This is a genomic window from Allobosea sp. 2KB_26 (genome assembly GCF_052115715.1).
Lineage (GTDB): Bacteria > Pseudomonadota > Alphaproteobacteria > Rhizobiales > Beijerinckiaceae > Allobosea.
The window spans coordinates 172,960-191,803 of the sequence record NZ_JBFRHE010000003.1; the positions used below are offsets into that span (position 1 = coordinate 172,960).

Sequence of the window (18,844 nt, forward strand, 5' to 3'; positions counted from 1 at the left end):
CCTGCCCTGTCCGCTCTCATCACTTCTTCGGCGGCAGGAAGGACATGTCGACCGCGGTCGCCGGATCGAGCTTGGGGTCGAGATCCTGCGATTGGGCGACGACCTCATAGGTCTTGTTCAGGCGCTCGGTGGTGATGCCGCCGACCCCGGCCTGCTTGGCGTGATCGGTGAAGATGAAGCCCAGCGTCGCCTTCAGGCTGCCGAGGCAATCATCGAGATCGACCTGCGGGATCGCCTTCACATGCGCCTCGCAGGTGGCCTGGGGGTTGTCGCGCGCCGCCTCCCACGATTCCGTGGTCGCCTTCATGAAGTTCTTCAGCATCTCCGGGCGGTTCTTGACGCTCGCCTCGGTGGTGTGGAAGGCGAGCGAGTAGATCGCGAAACCGGCTTCGACGAAGGGCAGGAAGGCGAGCTCCTTGCCGGCGCGCTGGGCCTGCTTGTTCTGATAGTAGAAATTGGTCGCGTAGGACGGAATGGCATCGACCTTGCCGCTGATCAGCAGCGGGCCCATGGCCGAGCCGTCGACCGTCACCCATTCGATCTTGTTCGGATCGGTCTTCGCCGCGGCGGCGACCGCCGGGAAGTAGAGCCGATGGCTGTTGCCCGGCGTGATGCCGATCTTCTTGCCTTCGAGCCCGGTGAATGTGGTGATCCCGGAATCCTTGCGCACGAAGAGCGAGTGCGGGGAATGGGCATAGACCGCGCCGATCATCTTCAGCGGCACGGAGCTGCGCTGACGCGCGGTGAACAGGGCAGAGATATCCGCCATGCCGATATCGGCCGCGCCGCCCGCCACCTTGCTCAGCGTGTCGCCGGAGCCGTTGCCCTTGCTGATCCGCAGCTCGATGCCATTGCGCTGATAGATGCCCGAGGCGATGCCGGCATAATAGGGCGCGTAATCGCCTGTCGGAATCCAGTCGAGCATGAGATGGACATTGTCCGCCGCATGGCCTGCGGACGGCATGGACAGCGCGACGGCTGCGCTGAAGACGGCTGTGAGAGTGCTCGACGTGAACTTCGACATTGTGGTCGCCCTTCCTGGTTCCCCTTTGGACAGAAACAGTGGGGACGCCGATCAAATCAAATACCAATTTCGCTGCGGTACATAATATATGGTTATGCTGCGCCGCACATCGTGCAACGACGGCATCCACCCCCGCTCAATCCGGCATGGCGGGGTCTGTCGCGAGCGGCAGCAGCTCCATCAGCCCCTGCACGAAACTGCGCGCGATCCGCGACAGCGGCTCGACGCGCGACGACAGCAGATGCGGCCGCGTCGTCGTCTTCGGCACCAGCGGGCGGGAGCGGATATTCGGCCAGGCGTTGTCGACCAGCACGAAGTCGTCGACGATCGCGATGCCGCCGCCGGCCTGGACCAGCGAGCAGGCATTCGGCGTGAAGCGCACCTGCGCGTTGAAGCGGATGGGCTTTGGCGTGGTGCCAAGGGCGCGGTTGACGACCATGCCATAGGGCGTCTGCGAGCCGTAGCCGATCATCGGATAGGGCACGAGGTCCGCCGGTTTCAGCACGCGCTTGCTGCCGAGCGGATGCCCTTCGGGAAAGATCACGCGCAGGCGCCCCTCGGCGATCTGCGTCGCTTTCACGCTCGGATCCTCGACAGCCATGGAGGTGACGGCGAGATCAGCGCGATGACTGGCGATGCGCGCGATCAGTTCGGCCAGCGTCAGGATCTCGAAATCGACGCGCACATCGGGGTGGGACTGGCGGAAGCGGCCGATCGCCTTCGGCACCAGCATGTGGCCGACGCTGGGGCTGGCGAGCAGCCGGATCGACCCCGCGCTGCCGCGGCGCAGCTCCTCCGCCATGTCGTTGACCCGCGTCACGCCCTGATGGACCAGCTCGGCCTCGGCGAAGAGCTGCCGCGCCTCGGGCGTCGGCTGGACGCGGCCCTTGACGCGTTCGAATAGCGTCAGGCCGAGCCGATCCTCGGTATAGGACAGGAGCCGGCTGATCGCCGGCTGGGAGACCGAGAGCAGGCGCGCCGCGCCGCTGATCGAGCCTGTCACCATGACCGCGCGGAACATCTCGATCTGCCGAAGATTCATCGCCATGGTACATAACCCCCCATTATAGGTCAGTAGAGAATTGGTATATACTTGTTTTGGTGGCGCCCGGCTAGATTGCAGCCAGTTTGAACTGGCCTTCACAGCCCAAGGAGTCTCTTTCGATGTCCCGCCTTCTTACCGTTGCAGCGGCTCAGCTCGGTCCCATCCACCGCGCCGATGATCGCGCATCGGTCGTGCGCCGGATGATCGCGCTGATGCATCAGGCAAAGGCCCGCGGCGCCGATTTCGTCATCTATCCGGAACTCGCCCTGACGACCTTCTTCCCGCGCTGGTATTGCGAGGACCGTGTCGAGGCCGACCAGTGGTTCGAGACCGCGATGCCCGGCCCGGACACGCAGCCGCTCTTCGACACGGCGCGGGCGCTCGGCATCGCCATGAGCTTCGGTTATGCCGAGCTGACACCGGAAGGACGGCATTTCAACAGCTCGATCCTGGTCGACAGGACCGGCCAGATCATCGGCAAATACCGGAAGGTGCATTTGCCCGGCCATGCCGAACGCGACCCGACCCGCGCGCATCAGCATCTCGAGAAGCGCTATTTCGAGCCGGGCGATCGCGGCTTCCCGGTCTGGCGCTTCGAGGACGGGCTGGTCGGCATGGCGATCTGCAACGACCGGCGCTGGCCCGAGACCTATCGCGTCATGGGTTTGCAGGGTGTCGAGATGGTCGTGCTCGGCTATAACACGCCGACCACCAACGGCCATTCCAAGACCGAGACGCTGGCCGACCGCCTGTTCCATCATCGCCTGTCGGTGCAAGCCGGCGCCTATCATAACTCGACCTGGGTCGTGGCGGTCGCCAAGGCCGGCGTCGAGGATGGTTTCCCGCTGTTCGGCGGCACGCTGATCGCCGATCCCAGCGGCAAGATCGTCGGCGAACTCGACCATGACGAGGACGGGCTGCTGATCCATGCCTGCGATCTCGATGCCACGCGCTTCGGCAAGGAGACGATGTTCAACTTCGCCGCCCATCGGCGCGTCGAACATTACGACCTGATCACCTCGCGGATCGGCGTCGGCGCGCCGCTGGGCACCACCGACTAGACCCTTTCCACCCGGACAATCCGGCTTCCCCGCCAAGCCGGACCGGCCTGTTCGGGCGATTGCGGGGATGAGCCCGAGGCCTGCCGTCCCGCCGCTCATCATGGCGCCTTCGCCGAAGCCGCGACTGCCGCAGTCCTGGCCTCGGCAGGGCCCTACCGCTTGCGAGGCCGCCAGAAGCCGGCTTCTCACCGCAAGCGCACCATGTCGTGCTCGCATCATTTGAGGCGACATTGGTCGGCTGACTTTTCAAACAGGATCGGCAAGATCGAATTGAAGGGCCTATAGTCCCTTTTCGATGGGCTGAAAGTCAGGGGCGACACCAGTGAAGGAACCAAACCGGGTCGATGAGTATGTCGGCATTCGCCTGCGAAGACTGCGCCGCCTGACGGGCTACAGCCAGACGAAGCTCGCCGAGTTGCTGGGGATCACGTTTCAGCAGATCCAGAAATACGAAAAGGGCGTGAACCGGATCAGTGCCAGCCGGCTCCAGCATATCGCCAATATCTTTCAGGTTCCCGTTGCCCATTTCTTCGATGGGGCGCCCGCGATGTCCACTCCGGCGGCAGATTCGGCGCCGGACGCCCCGCCTCCGGAGGTCGCGGACCTGCTCGCCACCCGCGACGGCATCCGCCTGGCCAAGGCCTTCGCCTCGATCAGGAACGTCAAGACGCGCCGCCGGATCGTCGCCCTCACCGAAGCGATGGGAGATTCCGAAGAGGCGAGCGAGGCCGAACAGCGCCACCCTACCGGTGCAGGGCCGGGCTGCGACTGAGCCAGCGATCGCCGCGACGCCGAGGGGACGGAACCGGCCAGGCTCCGCCGCTGGGAGACGGATTGCAGCGTCAACTCACCCCTTCGCGCATGTAGGGCCTCATTCGGCACGGCCGGGAATTCCGAGGGTGACGTTCAAGGAAGCGGAGGCGCTTGCCAAGGTCTATTACATCCACTAGTCTGGATATATGGATAATTTAAAAGCCATCCTGGCCTTGTCGGCGCTGGCGCAGCCTACGCGCCTCGACACCTTCAAGCTGCTGGTGAATCGCGAGCCCGAAGGCGTTCCCGCCGGCGAGCTCGCACGGCTGCTGGACGTGCCGCAGAACACGATGTCGGCTCATCTCGCCATCCTGTCGCGCGCAGGACTGATTGCGGGCGAGCGGCAGAGCCGCTCGGTCATCTATCGCGCCGATCTCGACGGCTTCCGCGTGGTGATCGCCTTCCTGCTGAAGGATTGCTGCGGCGGGCGGGCTGACCTGTGCCAGCCGCTCATCGACGAGCTCGTTCCCTGCTGCCCACCGAAGGTCCCCGCCGATGGACGTCATCATCTACCATAATCCCGACTGCGGAACCTCGCGGAACACGCTTGCCCTGATCAGGAACGCCGGCGTCGAACCTCACGTCATCGACTATCTGAAGATGCCACCATCCCGGGCGATGATCGTGGAACTGGTTGCGCGCATGGGTCTCACGCTCCGGCAGGCCCTGCGTGAGAAGGGGACGCCATTCCCCGAACTCGGCCTCGCAGATCCGTCGCTGGGCGACGACGCCTTGCTCGACGCAATCGAGAAGCACCCGATCCTGCTCAACCGCCCAATCGTCGTGACGCCGAACGGCGTGAGGCTGTGCCGCCCCTCGGAAGAGGTCATCGACCTGCTGCCGCCGCAGCGCGGTCCGTTCGTCAAGGAGGACGGCCAGCGCATCGTCGATGAGGCCGGCCGCCGCGTCGCGAGCGGCCAGATCATCGGACCGGGCATCGTATCCGGCTGATGATCTAACCCTTTGTGTTTGCATCGGCTTTCCCAACCGCAATCCACTTTTCGGGCCGATGCCTTCTGTGCTCGCATCGGCTTTCCCGAAAACCGCAATCCACTTTTCGGGCCGATGCCTTCTGTGTTCGCATCGGCTTTCCCGAAAACCGCAATCCACTTTTCGAGCCGATGCCTTAGGAAAATCCGATGTCCAGCTTCGAACGCTACCTGACGCTGTGGGTGGCGCTGTGCATTCTTGCCGGCGTCGCGCTCGGCCAGCTGTTCCCGAGCGCCTTTCAAACGATCGGCAGCGCCGAGATCGCCAGGGTCAACCTGCCGATGGCAGTCCTGATCTGGCTGATGGTCATCCCGATGCTGCTGAAGATCGACTTCGCCGCCTTGCGCCAGGTCGGCCAGCATTGGCGCGGGATCGGCGTCACGCTCTTCGTGAACTGGGCCGTGAAGCCGTTCTCGATGGCGCTGCTGGGTTGGCTCTTCATCGGCTGGCTGTTTCGCCCTCACCTCCCCGCCGATCAGATCGATTCCTATATCGCCGGGCTGATCATCCTGGCGGCGGCGCCTTGCACGGCAATGGTCTTCGTCTGGTCGAACCTGATCAAGGGCGAGCCGCATTTCACCCTGAGCCAGGTCGCGTTGAACGACGCGATCATGATCGTCGCCTTCGCCCCGATCGTCGGCCTGTTGCTTGGCCTGTCCGCCATCACCGTTCCCTGGGGCACGCTGACACTGTCCGTCGCGCTCTACATCCTCGTTCCCGTGATCGTCGCGCAGATCATCCGCAGGAGCGTGCTCGCCTCCGGCGGTGACGACGCGCTGCAACGGCTTCTCGCCGCCCTATCGCCTGTGGCGCTGGTCGCCCTGCTTGCGACCCTGGTGATGCTGTTCGGGTTCCAGGGCGCGCAGATCCTGGCCCAGCCATCGATCATCGCCATCCTCGCCATCCCGATCCTGATCCAGGTCTATTTCAATGCGGGACTGGCCTATCTCCTCAACCGTGCGGCCGGCGAGAAGCATTGCGTCGCTGGCCCCTCCGCCCTGATCGGAGCCTCGAACTTCTTCGAGCTCGCGGTGGCCGCGGCCATCAGCCTGTTCGGGTTCAACTCCGGCGCCGCCCTCGCGACGGTGGTTGGCGTGCTGATCGAAGTCCCGGTCATGCTGTCGGTCGTCTGGATCGTGAACCGTTCCCGGGGCTGGTACGAGCGGGGAAGCCCGCGCAATCCTGCAAAGGCGCTGCCATGACCGATCTTCCGAATGTCGACCTCGACCACCTGGTCGCTCCCGACCTCAGCCAGCTGGAGCCCGCCCGGCGCGCCACTCATCCTCCGCGAATCCTTCTGCTCTACGGCTCGCTTCGGACGCGCTCCTACAGCCGGCTGCTGACACTCGAAGCGGAACGCATTCTCAAGCATCTCGGGGCCGAAACGCGGGTCTTCGACCCTGCCGGCCTGCCAATGCCGGACAGCGTCCCGCCGGACCATCCGAAGGTTCAGGAGTTGCGGGATCTGGCGCTATGGTCGGAGGCGCAGGTCTGGTGCAGCCCGGAGCGTCACGGCACGATCACCGGCGTTTTCAAGAACCAGATCGACTGGATACCGCTGGAGCTTGGCTCGATGCGCCCGACCCAGGGCCGGACGCTGGCGGTGATGCAGGTCTCGGGTGGCTCGCAGTCGTTCAACGCCGTCAACACATTGCGCGTGCTCGGGCGCTGGATGCGAATGGTGACCATTCCGAACCAGTCCTCCGTCGCAAAGGCTTTTCAGGAGTTCGATGAGGCCGGCCGCATGAAACCATCAGCCTATTACGACCGCGTCGTCGACGTGATGGAGGAACTTGTCCGCTTCACGCTGCTGACGCGCGACCGAGCAGCCTATCTCACCACGCGCTACAGCGAGCGGAAGACGGCCGCCGAGGCGGTTCCAGTCAACGCGATCTAGCCACATGGGCGGGCGTCGAAGGGAAGCCGAACAGCGGCATGACACTGGTGCTGGGCCGGCCTGCGCCCAACATCGCCGCGGCCCGTTGCGGCCCCGTTTCAATGCCCTGATGCGAGCGGTCCGTCAGCCTTGTCGTGGACGGCAAGGCGCTCGATCATCGCGGCCGTCGCCTGGTTGACGCCAACGATCTCGATATTGATGCCCTGGTGCCGGAACTTGAGCACGACGCGGTCCAGTGCGTTGATCGCGGTGATGTCCCAGAAATGGGCTGCGCCAAGATTGATCACGACCTGCTTCACCTCCTCCTCGCGGAAATCGAAGGCCGCATGGAAGGCTTCGGCGGTCGCGAAGAAGATCTGCCCGGTGACGCGGTAGACACGTGTGTCGCCCTCGCGCTCGGATTCGACTGCGAAGAAGCGCGTGACCTTATGGGCGAAGAACAGCCCGCTGAGGATGACGCCGAACAGCACGCCCTTCGCCAGATCATGCGTTGCGACCACCACCGCGACAGTGCCCAGCATGACGACGCTGGAGCTCTTCGGGTGGATCAGCAGGGTCTGCAGCGAGCGCCACTGGAAGGTGTTGATCGAGACCATGATCATGACGGCGACCAGCGCCGCCATCGGGATCTGCGCGACAGAAGGGCCGAGCACCACGATCAGGAGCAGCAGGAAGCTGCCGGCCCACAGGCTCGAGAGGCGGCCGCGGCCGCCCGACGAGACGTTGATCACGGATTGGCCGATCATGGCGCAGCCAGCCATGCCGCCGAAGAACCCGGCGACGATGTTGGCTGCGCCCTGGCCGCCGCATTCCCGGTTCTTGTCGGACGTCGTGTCGGTCATCTCGTCGAGAATCGCCGCCGTCATCAGGCTTTCCAGCAGACCGACCATGGCAAGCGTCAGGGCATAGGGCGTGATGATCCAAAGCGTCTCGAGGGTGAACGGCACCTGAGGAATCGCGAAGACCGGCAATTCACCGGGCAGCGCCCCCATGTCGCCGACCGTGCGGATACCGAGACCGAAATAGAGCGAAACCGCGGTCAGCAGGATGATGGCGACCAGCGGCGACGGCACCGCCTTGGTCAGCCGTGGCAGCAGATAGATGATGGCGAGCCCGGCGGCGGTCATGGCGTAGACGACGGGTCCGCGGCCGAGCAGTTCCGGCATCTGCGCCATGAAGATCAGGATCGCGAGCGCATTGACGAAGCCGGTGACGACGGAGCGCGAGACGAACCGCATCAGGTTGCCGAGCCTGAGGATGCCGGCCACGATCTGAAAGATGCCCGTCAAGACCGTCGCGGCGAACAGATAGCCAAGCCCGTGTTCCCTGACGAGCGTGATCATCACGAGCGCCATGGCGCCTGTCGCCGCCGAAATCATCGCCGGCCGGCCGCCCGCGATGGCGGTGACGACGGCGATGCAGAAGGAGGCGTAGAGCCCGACCTTGGGATCGACCCCGGCAATCATCGAGAATGCGATCGCCTCTGGGATCAGGGCCAGTGCGACGACCGTGCCGGCCAGGAGTTCGCGCGTGACGTTGGGCGCCCATTCGCGGCGCAGATGAGAGATTGCCATGGGGACGGTGGAGCCTTCATGGCCTCGCCGCGAGCACTAGGCAGGCGAGGCGCGCACGTACGGACAGCGCCGGACCAGGCCGGGGCGTTCATCATTCCGTCGTTGCGTTGTCCGGCGGATCGGCGGCCGGAAGAGCCACCCGGGATTTCACCGGGTCCTGACTAGTGCAACCAGCTCTGTCTCAGTTTCCGCTGCGATGCAACCCGGTTGGCCGGGATCACGCGCCTGGCGGCATCGGCGCCCATACCCGGATCGGGGCCAGGCGCGCCTCCCGTTTTCGAGGGCTCCATCCTCGTAAAGTTAAGGATGAATTTGAATAGAAATTGCCGGAAGGGCAGCTGGGCATCATCAGGCTATGGCAGAAGGATTCTCGCCATGCCTGCTCCCTCATCGCTCCGCGACGATCTGCTCCGGCGCCTGCGCAGCGTGCCGACCGCCGGCGACATCATGCGCGCCAACAATGGCGAGGGACCCGGCTTCAACGCCCTGCGGCTCGCCCTGTCCCTGCTGATCCTCGGCGCTCATTCCGGCTGGGTCGCCGGCATGGACAGCAGCCATGACTGGGTCGGCCTGCAGGGCCTGTTCCGGCTCAGCCTTGTGCCGGCCTTCTTCGCGCTGAGCGGCTTCCTCGTCACCGGCAGCGCACTCAGGACCGGCGCCGTCAGGCCCTTCATCACCTTGCGCTTCATCCGGATCGTCCCGGCGCTGCTCGTCGAGGTGACGCTGTCGGCCCTGGTACTCGGCCCGATCTTCACGACCTATCTGCTCTCCGACTATTTCCACGACATCCGCTTCTTCGAGTATTTCGGCAATGTCGTCGGGCGCATCCGCTTCGAATTGCCCGGTGTGTTCGAAACCAACCCGCTGCCGAACACGGTCAACCAGAACCTCTGGACCCTGAAGCCGGAATTCTACTGCTATATCCTGATGGCCCTGATGATCTTCTTCGGCATCGTCAGGAACAGGCTGCTGTTCGCCGCGCTGGTCGCCGCCCTGACGCTGGCCGCAACGGTCGCGGCCTACCGGCTCGGCTTCGGCGTCACGCCGGGCAATTATCACTGGACGGTGGTGGTCTTCTATTTCTTCGCCGGCTGCATCTGTTTCCAGTGGCGCGAGCATCTGAAGATGCACTGGCTGCTGTTCCTTGGCTCGCTCGCAGCTTCGCTCGTCCTGATGTCCGGCGATCGCGAGCTCGCCTTCCTCGTCACACCCTTCCTGACCTATTGCGTCGTCTATATCGGGCTGCTGCCGCTGAAGCTGCCGGAGGCGATCCGCAAGCTCGACGTCTCCTATGGCATCTATCTCTACGGTTTCCCGATCCAGCAGGCGCTGGTCGCCAAGCTCGACGTCCTGCACGGCAATGGGCTGCTGCTGTTTCTGGTCTCGACCCCGCTGGTGATCGGCTTCGCCCTGCTCTCTTGGCTGTTCATCGAGAAGCCGTTCCTGAGGGTGAAGCGCTATGTCCTCGGCAACCGGCCGCGGTCGCCAAGCCCAGCGGATACGGCGGCCGACGGCAACGCGGCAAGCCTGGCGCCGGCGGTCCGCTAAAGACCCGAGATGCCGCGGTCAGGGGCGCCTGGTCGACATGCGGCTGGCAAATTCGAGCCCGGACACGGCCAGGGCGAACAGCATCCAGAGCGGGTCGGCACGATTGAGGAAGAACGATTCCAGCATGCCGACATAGGTCATGAAGATGACGATCATCAAGAAGAGGTCGGCCAGGTTCCGGCTCGCCGCGATCCGGTCGGCGCGGAGATAGTTCCTGAGAGGCAGGACCATCAGGCACCAGGTCATCACGATCGCGCCGGGAATTCCGAACATCACCATCGCGTCGAGATAGCTGTTATGGGCTGAGCCGATGCCGCGGACGTCCCAGCTCGCCTCGAAATTCTCCTCCAGCGTCGAGACCACGGTTGTCTGCCAGAAGCCGAAATAACCATAGCCGAACCAGGGCTTCTCGCCGATATGGGCGCTGGCAAAGCGCCAGATCTCGTCGCGGCCGGTGAAGGTGGGGTCGGAGATCAGGGAAGACGAGATCCTGAGCAATGTCGGCGACAGCACAGTGCCGACCGTGAGCGCGGCGACGAGCAGCACCAGCACGGCATGGGCAAACAGCATCAGGCGAGGCCCGGCCATGGCGCGGCCGAGCAGGACGAGGCCGACCGCCACCGGCAGGAAGCCCATCGTCGTCTTCGAACCGCTGTTCAGCACGAAGATCGCACCGAGGCCGATGATCAGCAGGCCGCGCAGTTTGAACCCCATGCGCCAGCAATAGATGCCGAACATGATGAGGATCGAGAACACCGGCGCGGCAAAATTCTTGTGCGAGAGATGGCCGCGCCAGTCGCCGGCATGGCCGCCCTCGACGCCCTCTGAACCATGGATCGCCAGGTGCGGTGCAAGCAGGATGACGGCATAGACCAACAGGAGCACGGCGAGCGTGGCATTGGCCGCAGCGCTGGCGAAGTCCCGTTCGGTCCTGGGCAGGAGCAGGACACCGACCACGACGACCATGGCGAAGGCGGTCAGCAGCAGTCCGCGCAACGCGGCTTCCGGGTCCGGCGCACGCGTGGTGGACAAGGCGGCAACCAGCAGGACGATGATCCAGCTGCTCCAGCGCAGTTGCGCCAGCGCGGCCCGCTCGCTCAGCCGCAGCATCGCCCCGAGATAGACGATGGCGAGGCTGACATAACCGATCTGGTTGACGACATTGCCGGTCGAGGCTCCGGCCTCCGTGCCGTCGGGCGCACCGGCGAAGGGCTGCAAGGTCAGGATCATGATGAACAGGCCGAAGCCGCTGAGCAGCGCGGCAACGAGCCGCGCATCGTCGGCCGGGGCGCCTGATGTGGCAGCGGCCGCGCCGGTTCCTGTCTCTGCGATGCCGACCGTCATGCTGTCCCTGACACACTCGCCCCGTTCTGCAGGCCGCCCGCGACGCCGCCGCACGATGACGCATCATATGCCATGCAACCTTAAGAGCCTGTAGCCGCAGACAAACTGAGCCGCCGTCCAGGGCTGCTGCCGGCCTGATGGCCGGCCGAATTCCCCGGCCGCGCCCGCGCGCTACGCCTTAGATCATCGGCCGGATATCGTATCCGGCCCGATGATCTAAGCTTCCGTGTTTGCATCGGCTTTCCCAACCGCAATCCAGTTTTCGTAGCCGATGCCTTGCTCGTCCTGGCGAGATAACTGCCCCCGGCCTCCATGAAGACCTGATTGTCCTCCCGTAGCCTGGCTGCGGCATCATCATAGAGGAATGGCAGGAAGGCGAAGCGCTTGCCCCGCGTCACCTGCGAGACGGCATGAAGCAGCGAACAGGAGAAGACGACCGCGCCACCGGGCGGCGGCTTGAAGCTCCGCGCGCCATATTCGGGAAAGCTGACCTCGCCGCCCTCGAAATCGGCGTTCAGGTTGATGGAGACGGCAAAGCGACGATGCGCCGTGCCCTGGGTCGTATTGTCCCGATGGGCGCCGAAATGCCCGCCCGTCTCCGCGTCGTAGCAGCCCACGAGATAACGCTCCATGCGGGTCACCGTGAACTGGTGGACCTTCCTGATCTCGGGAATGATGCGCTTGCCGATCTTGCCCTGAATGACCTTGATCAGCTCCACGTCGTCGATGAGGACGTCGGAGCGTCGCTTGTGGGCATGATCGGAGATCAGCACGGTCTTCCCGTCCTTCTCGCGCATGAAGCCGGATTCATTGCCGCCATCGGCCTCGTGCAGAGCGATCAGCTGCCGGCAGAAATCGGGCTCGAAGACATTGGGCAATACGAGGACAGGCGCATGCACCTGGAAGCCCGGGAAAGCGTCGACCGGTGGAAGCGCGGCGAGAAACGCTGCAACCTCGTTTCGCTCGCCTCCCTCGCGGGTGAACGGAAAGACCGCCATGACGCGCAGCGTCGGGTCGAGCACATACCAGGCGCGACGCAGGGGCGTATCCGTACCTGGCTCGGCCTCGATGGGCGCGACGCCAAATTCCTTGCTGATCAACAGATCGAAGTCCCAGAAGTAACGGATGCCGGGCATGCGCTGCCTGACGCGCTGCTTGATCTCGTCATCGGGGTCGTTGCTGACGCCGAAGAAGGCGATCTTGTTGTCATCGAAGAGGTCCCGCTGCTCGGACAGGATCTTGAGCGCGGAGACCGTGCTTGCACGGGCAGCGGAACCGAAGAAGCACAGGACAATATAACGCCCGGCGGCGCTGGAGAACTTATAGGTCGGGTTGCTTGTGGATCGCTGCTGGAACCACGGCGCAGGATCGCCGACGCCCATCGACCTGTATTTCACGGCCAGTTCCCCAGATGTTATCGGATAAGGATGGCATATTGCCCACTATTGGCAAGGATGACAGGCGCGACACCTTCGCTTCGACGATCGGTCGACGCGGCTTTGAACTCCTCCCAAGCGACTAGAGCCCGCATACAGCCCACGCCCCGCCATGCTATGGCTGGATTCACCATCAACAACGCATGGCTGCTTCTGCAGCCGGAACGGAGTCCATGTCCAGTACCGATGGCAGCATGTTCGACCTGGTCGGAGTGCTTGCCGTATTGCTTCTCGTTGCCGCAAACGGCTTCTTCGTTGCGGCGGAGTTTTCACTGGTCGCAGTGCGCCGAAGCCGCGTTTCCGAGCTTGTCACTGCTGGGCGCATGAATGCCGCCGCGCTCAAGCACGCCGTCGACAATCTCGACGCGAATCTGGCCGCGACACAGCTTGGCATCACCATCTCCTCGCTGGCGCTCGGCTGGATCGGAGAGCCTGCGCTGGCGCATCTGATCGAGCCGCTCCTGAACAGCCTGCCGGGCTCGCTGGCAACGGCCAGCTCCCATGCCATCGCTGTCGCCATCTCCTTCATCATCATCACGGCCCTGCACATCGTTCTCGGCGAACTCGCCCCCAAGAGCCTTGCCCTTCAGCGCAGCGAAGGGACGGCGCTCTGGGTCGTGCGGCCGCTCGGGCTCTTCCTGTTCCTGCTGCGGCCCGCGATCATCTCGCTGAATGGCCTCGGCAATATGGTGCTGCGCCTATGCGGCCTGAGACCGGGAACGGGAGAGGAATCCCTGCATTCGCCGGAAGAATTGAAACTCCTTGTCCAGGCAAGCCAGGAGGCCGGCATCCTCCAGCCGGCGCAGCAGGAGCTGGTCGAGCGCGTGCTCAGCATCGGCGACCGGCGTATCGCCGACATCATGACACCGCGCCGGGACGTCGCCTGGATCGACGCCGACGACACCCATGACGAGATGCTGCGGACCATACGCGAATGCCGCCATGAGCAGCTGCTGGTCGGGCGCGGTGGCATCGACGAGCCCCTGGGCATGATCCTGAAGCGGGACCTCCTGGACCAAGTCCTGGACGGCAAGGCGCTCGATCCCATGGCCGTGATCCGCGACCCCGTCATCGTGCACGAGACCACGCCGATCTTCCGCGTGCTCGAGCGCTTCAAGAAGGCTCCCGTCCGCCTGGCAATCGTCATCGACGAATATGGCGGCCTCGACGGCATCGTCACCCAGACCGATCTCCTCGAAGCCATTGCCGGCGACCTGCCCGATGTCGAGGGCGAGGAGCCCGATATCGTGGTACGCGAGGACGGGTCGCTGCTGATAGACGGCATGATGCCCGCGCATGATGCCTTCAATCGGCTCGGTTTCCGGCTGCGTTCGGCGGAAGGGGATTTCCACACGATTGCCGGCTTCGCCCTGGCCCGGCTCGAACATCTCCCCGAGATCGGCGAGCATTTCGACTATGCAGGCTGGCGTTTCGAAATCGTCGACATGGACGGCAGGCGGATCGACAAGCTCCTGGCGCAGCGCATCACAAGCGAGGAGTCAGAAGGGGGCTGAACCGCCACAGCGACAGACCGCCCCTGCCCTTCGCTCGTCGGGGCTGGGACCGTCGGCGCCTGGCTTGATCTCGCCCACCTCATCGCGATGAGGCCGGCGAGATCAACACGCTGCACGAGTTCAGCGACGAACCAGCGGAGACGCTCACAGCCGATTTGCGACCATGCCGCGCTTGCGTCTCCGTCGATCGGGCGCCCTTCTCGATGGGGTCAACGGCCGGCGAACAGTGCCCGGCTATGCGCAACCCAGTCCTGCGAGAGTTTGGCGAAGAGGGGCGGAAGCGGCCCGAGTTGCCGCCCGGCATGGTGGTCGGCCAGGATATCGCCGGCATCGGGCCAGGTTGTGGGCTGGTCGGCGCGCCCCAGCGCAGCCAGCACGCGGCTGGCGCTTTGGGGGATGAATGGCCAGGCGATGTCGGCCGCGATCGCAAGGAGGTTGACGCTCGTCCTGATCACCACGGCGCTGCGGCCCTGGTCGGCCGCGCCGGCCGACCAGGGCGCCTCCCGCGCGAGATAGCCGTTGGCAAGCCGCCAGACCGCGCGAACCTGTTCGGCCGCCTTGCGCAGCGCACGCCGGTCATGATGCGCGCGAAGCCCATGCAGATGGCCCGCAAGCTCATCTGACAGCGCCAGCTCGGCGGAGCCGGGAGCGCCGTTCGCCGGGACGATCCCCTGATGGCGGACGGCGACGAGTTTCAGCACGCGATTGACGAGATTGCCGAAATTGTCGGCCAGGTCAGAATTCACATCGGCAGCGAAGCGCGCAAAACTGAAGTCGGTGTCATTGCTCTCGGGCGCGTTCGCGGCCAGCCACCAGCGCCAGTAATCGGCCGGCAGCAGGGCCAGCGCCTGGTCGAGGAACACGCCCCTGCGCTGGCTGGTCGAGAACTTGCCGCCTTCATAGGTGAGCCAGTCGACGCCCTTGATCACGTCGACGGCCTTCCACGGCTCGCCGGAGCCGAGCAGCGTGCAGGGGAAGCTGACGGCGTGGAAGGGCACATTGTCCTTGCCGAGGAACTGGATGGCGTCGACATCTCCGGCATTCCACCACCAGCGCCGCCAGTCGCGCCGGTCCGGGTCGAGATCGGACCATTCCTGCGTCGCCGCGATATAGGCGATGGGCGCATCGAACCAGACATAGGAGACCTTGCTCTCGAAGCCGGGTTTCGGCACCGGAACGCCCCAGGACAGGTCCCTGGTGATGCACCTGTCCTGGATGCCTTCGCTAAGCCATTTGCGCGCGATCGAGGTGACAAGGGGCGGCCATCCGGAACGGCTTGCGATCCACGCCTCCAGCTCTCCGACCAGGGCCGACTGGCGCAGGAAGAGGTGCCGGCTCGGCCTGACCTCGAGAGCGGTGCTCCCCGAGAGGGCCGAGCGCGGGGCGATCAGATCGATGGGGTCGAGCGGACGGGTGCAGCTTTCGCATTGGTCGCCGCGCGCGGCTTCGAAGTGGCAATGCGGGCAGGTTCCGACGATGTAGCGGTCTGGGAGGAAACGCCTGTCCGCGGGCGAATAGACCTGCTCGAGCACCCGCTCCTCGATGAAGCCGTTCTGCTCCAGACACCGGAAGAAATGCTGGGTCAGCGCGTGGTTGCGTGGCGAGGACGAGCGGCCGAAATGATCGAACGACAGGTCGAGCTGACGATAGATCCCGGCCTGGATCTCATGTTGTGCGCGGCAATAGGCTGCGACGTCGGTTTTGGCTTCGGCCGCCGCCAGCTCCGCCGGGGTTCCATGCTCGTCGGTCGCGCAGATGAAGAGAACCTGATCGCCGATCTGCCGTCTGTAACGGGCGTGGATGTCGGCCGGGAGCAGCGAGCCCGCCAGATTGCCGAGATGCTTGATGCCGTTGATATAGGGAAGTGCGCTTGTGATGAGTGCGTTCGCCATGATGCCCTCCTGGGGTCATTCCACGGGTGACGCGCCGAGACCTGATGAAACAAAAAAGCCCTCCGCAGATCCGGAGGGCTTGGGTCCGACGCTCACTCGCGCGGCGATACGCACGCGCTCACCCCCTCCGGCCAATCTCCTGCTGGTCGGGCCTGCGCATTCGCGTGGCGTGGGCGGGAAGGAACATCTGTGAATCCGCGTCTGAACTGCCTGACGGGTGCCAGCAATCGGCGGGAAAATCAAGGCCGCAGTCCAGCCCGAGGCCGCATAGCACCATGCGGACGCAGCCGGTCTTCGTCGGCTTCATGGAATTGCCGCCGGGACAGCAAGCAGGTCGGCCATTCTTCGATAGGACACCGCGCCATGTCGATGACGGGATTGGGCGGCGAGCCGAATTGCCAATGTGCTGTCGCCCCGATCCGCCATAGCATGGCCGCCATGAAGCTGATCTTTCTTCACGGGGCACCGGCAAGCGGCAAGCTGACGGTCGCCAAGGCCTTGCTTGCGGCGATGCCGGCGCGACTGCTGGATAATCATGCCGCCATCGACGCCGCGCGAACCATTTTCGACTTTGACGCTCCCGGCTTCTGGGAGCTGGTGGACACGGTCCGCGGATCGATCCTGCGGGCCGCGATCGAGAACGACATTTCCTGTCTGATCGTCACCCTCTGCTATTCCGAGCTGGAGGACCGTCCGTTCTTCGATCAGCTGGAAGACGATGTGGTCCGGAATGGCGGCTCCGTCTTTCCCGTGTTCCTGCATTGCTCGGAACGAGAGGCCGCACAGCGTGTCGGCAATGCCGACAGGGTGCAACGACGCAAGACGACTTCCGTCCAGGGCCGCTCCGATTTCCTGTCGCGCTACGCCATAGCCCCGGTCCCACGGGAGAACTGCCTCGCGATCGATACGGAGACGACCGTGCCGGAAAGCGCAGCCGAACAGATCATGCGGCACTTCGCCTTGCGCTAAAGCATCGGCCCGAAAAGTGGATTGCGGTTTTCGGCGCAAAGCCAATGCAATCACAGATGGTTAGATCATAGGACCGGATACATATCCGGTCCTATGATCCAGGGGGCGGCAGCCTGTCGGGCGCCGTGCGGACCGATGCAACGGGCTCAGCCGTCACGGAGCGCTCCCCTCGCGGATCAGCCCTGATCCCGGGCGACCGTGAGACCCTCGACCCCGTGCTTGTCGATCAAGCCGGCAACGAAGCCGGACGAGATCGCGATCGCCACGAAGCGCTTGATATAGTCGATCGCAACGGCGTTTTTGGTCGGTGTTCCCACGGCCTGCTGCACGGCCATGTAGCGGCCTGGCAGGATGCGTGAGCCCGGGATCGCCTTCTGGTCCGTCACGAGCCTCGGGAGGAGGCCAGCAAGGGCATCGAGTTTGCCCTCGCGGAAGACCGAGGCCGCATCGGCGATGGTCTTCGTGCGCACCAGCGTTGCCTGCGCGATGTTGCGGTCGAGCCAGAGCCCGTAGGCCGTCCGGTCGGTGACGGCGATGCGCCGGCCCGGCGCATCCACATCGCCGATATGCTGCAGTGGCGAACCTTCGGGAACGAGGTAGCTCGCCTCGATCTCGGTATAGGCGGGAGTGAAACTGATGAATTCGGCGCGCTGCGGCTCAACCCCGATCAGGGCGATGTCCCATTCATCGCGATCGGCGGCATCGGCAATCAGGCCTGGCGATTCATAGGTGACGTAGCACAGCCCCACGCCCAGGAGATCGGCAAGGGCACGCGCCATGTCTGGTGCCACCCCAACCGGCCCGCCCTCGGGCGTCCGGCCGGAGACCAGCAGGAAGTTCGACAGATTGATTGCTGCCCGCAGGGTCCCGCTCGGCGCGAGAAGCTCGATCAGGCCCTCCGGAGGTGGGCCGACACGGTCCAGCAGTCGCATCTTCGCCTCCGAACTCTCCACCGCACCCTGACCAGCCGTCACGAACTGAACTGCCTTGCCAGGGCGTCCGTCGCCTTGACCAGCATGGCCGCATCGACGCCGACCGCCGTGAACAGCGTGCCGAGCTCGATGCAGCGCGCGGCGAATGCGGTGTCGGGCGTCAGGATGCCGGCGGGCTTGCCGCAGGCGCGGATGCGACCGATCGCCTTCTCGATGAGCGCAGTGACGCTTGGATGTCCGGGCTCGCCGACATGGCCGAGGCTGGCGGCGAGATCGGCGGGGCCGATGAACACGCCATCGACGCCATCGACGGACGCGATCGCCTCGAGATTGTCGAGTGCCTCCTGGGTTTCGATCTGGACCAGGAGGCAGAGTTCCTCCTCTGCCCGCTTGCCGTAGTTCGCGACACGCCCGAACCGTGTTGCCCTGGTCACTCCGGAGACGCCGCGGATGCCGGCTGGCGGATAACGCATCGCCGCGACCGCCGCCTTCGCCTCCTCCGCATTCTGGACATAGGGGATCAGCAAGGTCTGGGCGCCGAAGTCGAGGAACCGCTTGATCAGCACTGCATCGTTGCTCGCGGGTCGGACCACTGCCGAGACCGGATAGGGAGCCACCGCCTGCAACTGGGCCAGTACGGTCAGCGGGTCGCCGGGCGAGTGCTCGGTGTCGAACAGCAGCCAGTCGAAGCCGGAGCCGGCGACCGCCTCGGCCGCATAAGCGCCAGGCAGGCTGCACCAGAGGCCGAGCTGATGGCGGCCCTCGTTCAGGGCGCGCTTGAAAGTGTTGGGCGGCAATTCCATGG

General features: G+C 64.7%; 17 protein-coding genes and 1 other annotated feature. Of the genes, 9 read left to right on the forward strand and 8 right to left on the reverse strand.

Annotated features, from left to right (window positions below; all coding sequences use genetic code 11):
* Positions 1–19 precede the first annotated feature (19 nt).
* Both AB4099_RS11570 and AB4099_RS11575 read right to left on the reverse strand, forming a co-directional pair.
* A complete protein-coding gene (locus AB4099_RS11570; protein WP_441478185.1) occupies positions 20–1,024 on the reverse strand; it encodes an ABC transporter substrate-binding protein in 1,005 nt (334 codons plus the stop codon).
* Between the two features lie 136 nt (positions 1,025–1,160).
* Positions 1,161–2,072, reverse strand: coding sequence for a LysR family transcriptional regulator (locus tag AB4099_RS11575; RefSeq protein WP_441478186.1), 912 nt, complete (start codon positions 2,070–2,072; stop codon positions 1,161–1,163).
* A gap of 116 nt (positions 2,073–2,188) precedes the next feature.
* Here AB4099_RS11575 and AB4099_RS11580 point away from each other — a divergent pair, with 116 nt between their 5' ends.
* The 6 genes from AB4099_RS11580 (at position 2,189) to arsH (ending at position 6,830) form a co-directional block, all read left to right on the forward strand.
* A complete protein-coding gene (locus AB4099_RS11580; protein WP_441478187.1) occupies positions 2,189–3,130 on the forward strand; it encodes an N-carbamoyl-D-amino-acid hydrolase in 942 nt (313 codons plus the stop codon).
* 322 nt (positions 3,131–3,452) lie between these two features.
* Positions 3,453–3,902, forward strand: a complete 450-nt coding sequence (locus AB4099_RS11585) for a helix-turn-helix domain-containing protein (RefSeq protein WP_441478188.1) — start codon at positions 3,453–3,455, stop codon at positions 3,900–3,902.
* 187 nt (positions 3,903–4,089) lie between these two features.
* On the forward strand, positions 4,090–4,461 hold the full coding sequence (locus tag AB4099_RS11590) for an ArsR/SmtB family transcription factor (RefSeq protein ID WP_441478189.1): 372 nt from the start codon (positions 4,090–4,092) through the stop codon (positions 4,459–4,461).
* Positions 4,439–4,894, forward strand: a complete 456-nt coding sequence (gene arsC / locus AB4099_RS11595) for an arsenate reductase (glutaredoxin) (RefSeq protein WP_441478190.1) — start codon at positions 4,439–4,441, stop codon at positions 4,892–4,894. Before AB4099_RS11590 ends, arsC begins: the two co-directional genes overlap by 23 nt.
* Before the next feature lie 188 nt (positions 4,895–5,082).
* The gene (gene arsB, locus AB4099_RS11600; RefSeq protein ID WP_441478191.1) at positions 5,083–6,135 is read left to right on the forward strand and encodes an ACR3 family arsenite efflux transporter; all 1,053 of its coding nucleotides are present in this window, start codon (positions 5,083–5,085) and stop codon (positions 6,133–6,135) included.
* Positions 6,132–6,830: an arsenical resistance protein ArsH gene (arsH, locus tag AB4099_RS11605; protein WP_441478192.1), complete on the forward strand. Its 699-nt coding sequence runs from the start codon at positions 6,132–6,134 to the stop codon at positions 6,828–6,830. The genes arsB and arsH overlap by 4 nt, the downstream gene beginning before the upstream one ends.
* A gap of 98 nt (positions 6,831–6,928) precedes the next feature.
* On the opposite strand, the gene AB4099_RS11610 is transcribed toward arsH, so the two are convergent.
* Positions 6,929–8,404: a SulP family inorganic anion transporter gene (locus AB4099_RS11610; RefSeq protein ID WP_441478193.1), complete on the reverse strand. Its 1,476-nt coding sequence runs from the start codon at positions 8,402–8,404 to the stop codon at positions 6,929–6,931.
* 105 nt (positions 8,405–8,509) lie between these two features.
* Positions 8,510–8,565: a sequence feature (sul1 is cis-regulatory element that is thought to sense ions involved in sulfur or methionine metabolism; They are found in Alphaproteobacteria), on the reverse strand.
* A 214-nt stretch (positions 8,566–8,779) separates the two neighbouring features.
* Here AB4099_RS11610 and AB4099_RS11615 point away from each other — a divergent pair.
* Positions 8,780–9,952, forward strand: a complete 1,173-nt coding sequence (locus AB4099_RS11615; RefSeq protein ID WP_441478194.1) for an acyltransferase family protein — start codon at positions 8,780–8,782, stop codon at positions 9,950–9,952.
* Positions 9,953–9,970: 18 nt separating this feature from the next.
* Here the strand turns inward: AB4099_RS11615 and AB4099_RS11620 are convergent, their stop codons facing one another.
* Positions 9,971–11,296 carry an O-antigen ligase family protein gene (locus AB4099_RS11620; protein WP_441478195.1) on the reverse strand — a complete coding sequence of 442 codons (1,326 nt, stop codon included), beginning with the start codon at positions 11,294–11,296 and terminating at the stop codon, positions 9,971–9,973.
* A gap of 80 nt (positions 11,297–11,376) precedes the next feature.
* Positions 11,377–12,693, reverse strand: a complete 1,317-nt coding sequence (locus tag AB4099_RS11625) for a 2OG-Fe(II) oxygenase (protein ID WP_441478196.1) — start codon at positions 12,691–12,693, stop codon at positions 11,377–11,379.
* Positions 12,694–12,905: 212 nt separating this feature from the next.
* Between AB4099_RS11625 and AB4099_RS11630 the strand changes: the two genes are divergently transcribed.
* Positions 12,906–14,246: a hemolysin family protein gene (locus AB4099_RS11630; protein ID WP_441478197.1), complete on the forward strand. Its 1,341-nt coding sequence runs from the start codon at positions 12,906–12,908 to the stop codon at positions 14,244–14,246.
* Between the two features lie 209 nt (positions 14,247–14,455).
* On the opposite strand, the gene metG is transcribed toward AB4099_RS11630, so the two are convergent.
* Entirely contained in the window at positions 14,456–16,138 is a 1,683-nt protein-coding gene (metG, locus tag AB4099_RS11635) for a methionine--tRNA ligase (protein WP_441478198.1), read from the reverse strand.
* A 438-nt stretch (positions 16,139–16,576) separates the two neighbouring features.
* Between metG and AB4099_RS11640 the strand changes: the two genes are divergently transcribed.
* Positions 16,577–17,107 (forward strand): hypothetical protein, encoded by a 531-nt coding sequence (locus tag AB4099_RS11640; RefSeq protein WP_441478199.1) that lies wholly within the window; start codon positions 16,577–16,579, stop codon positions 17,105–17,107.
* A gap of 176 nt (positions 17,108–17,283) precedes the next feature.
* On the opposite strand, the gene AB4099_RS11645 is transcribed toward AB4099_RS11640, so the two are convergent.
* On the reverse strand, positions 17,284–18,039 hold the full coding sequence (locus tag AB4099_RS11645; protein ID WP_441478200.1) for a transporter substrate-binding domain-containing protein: 756 nt from the start codon (positions 18,037–18,039) through the stop codon (positions 17,284–17,286).
* A gap of 38 nt (positions 18,040–18,077) precedes the next feature.
* Positions 18,078–18,842, reverse strand: a complete 765-nt coding sequence (gene hpaI / locus AB4099_RS11650; protein ID WP_441478201.1) for a 4-hydroxy-2-oxoheptanedioate aldolase — start codon at positions 18,840–18,842, stop codon at positions 18,078–18,080.
* Positions 18,843–18,844 lie beyond the last annotated feature (2 nt).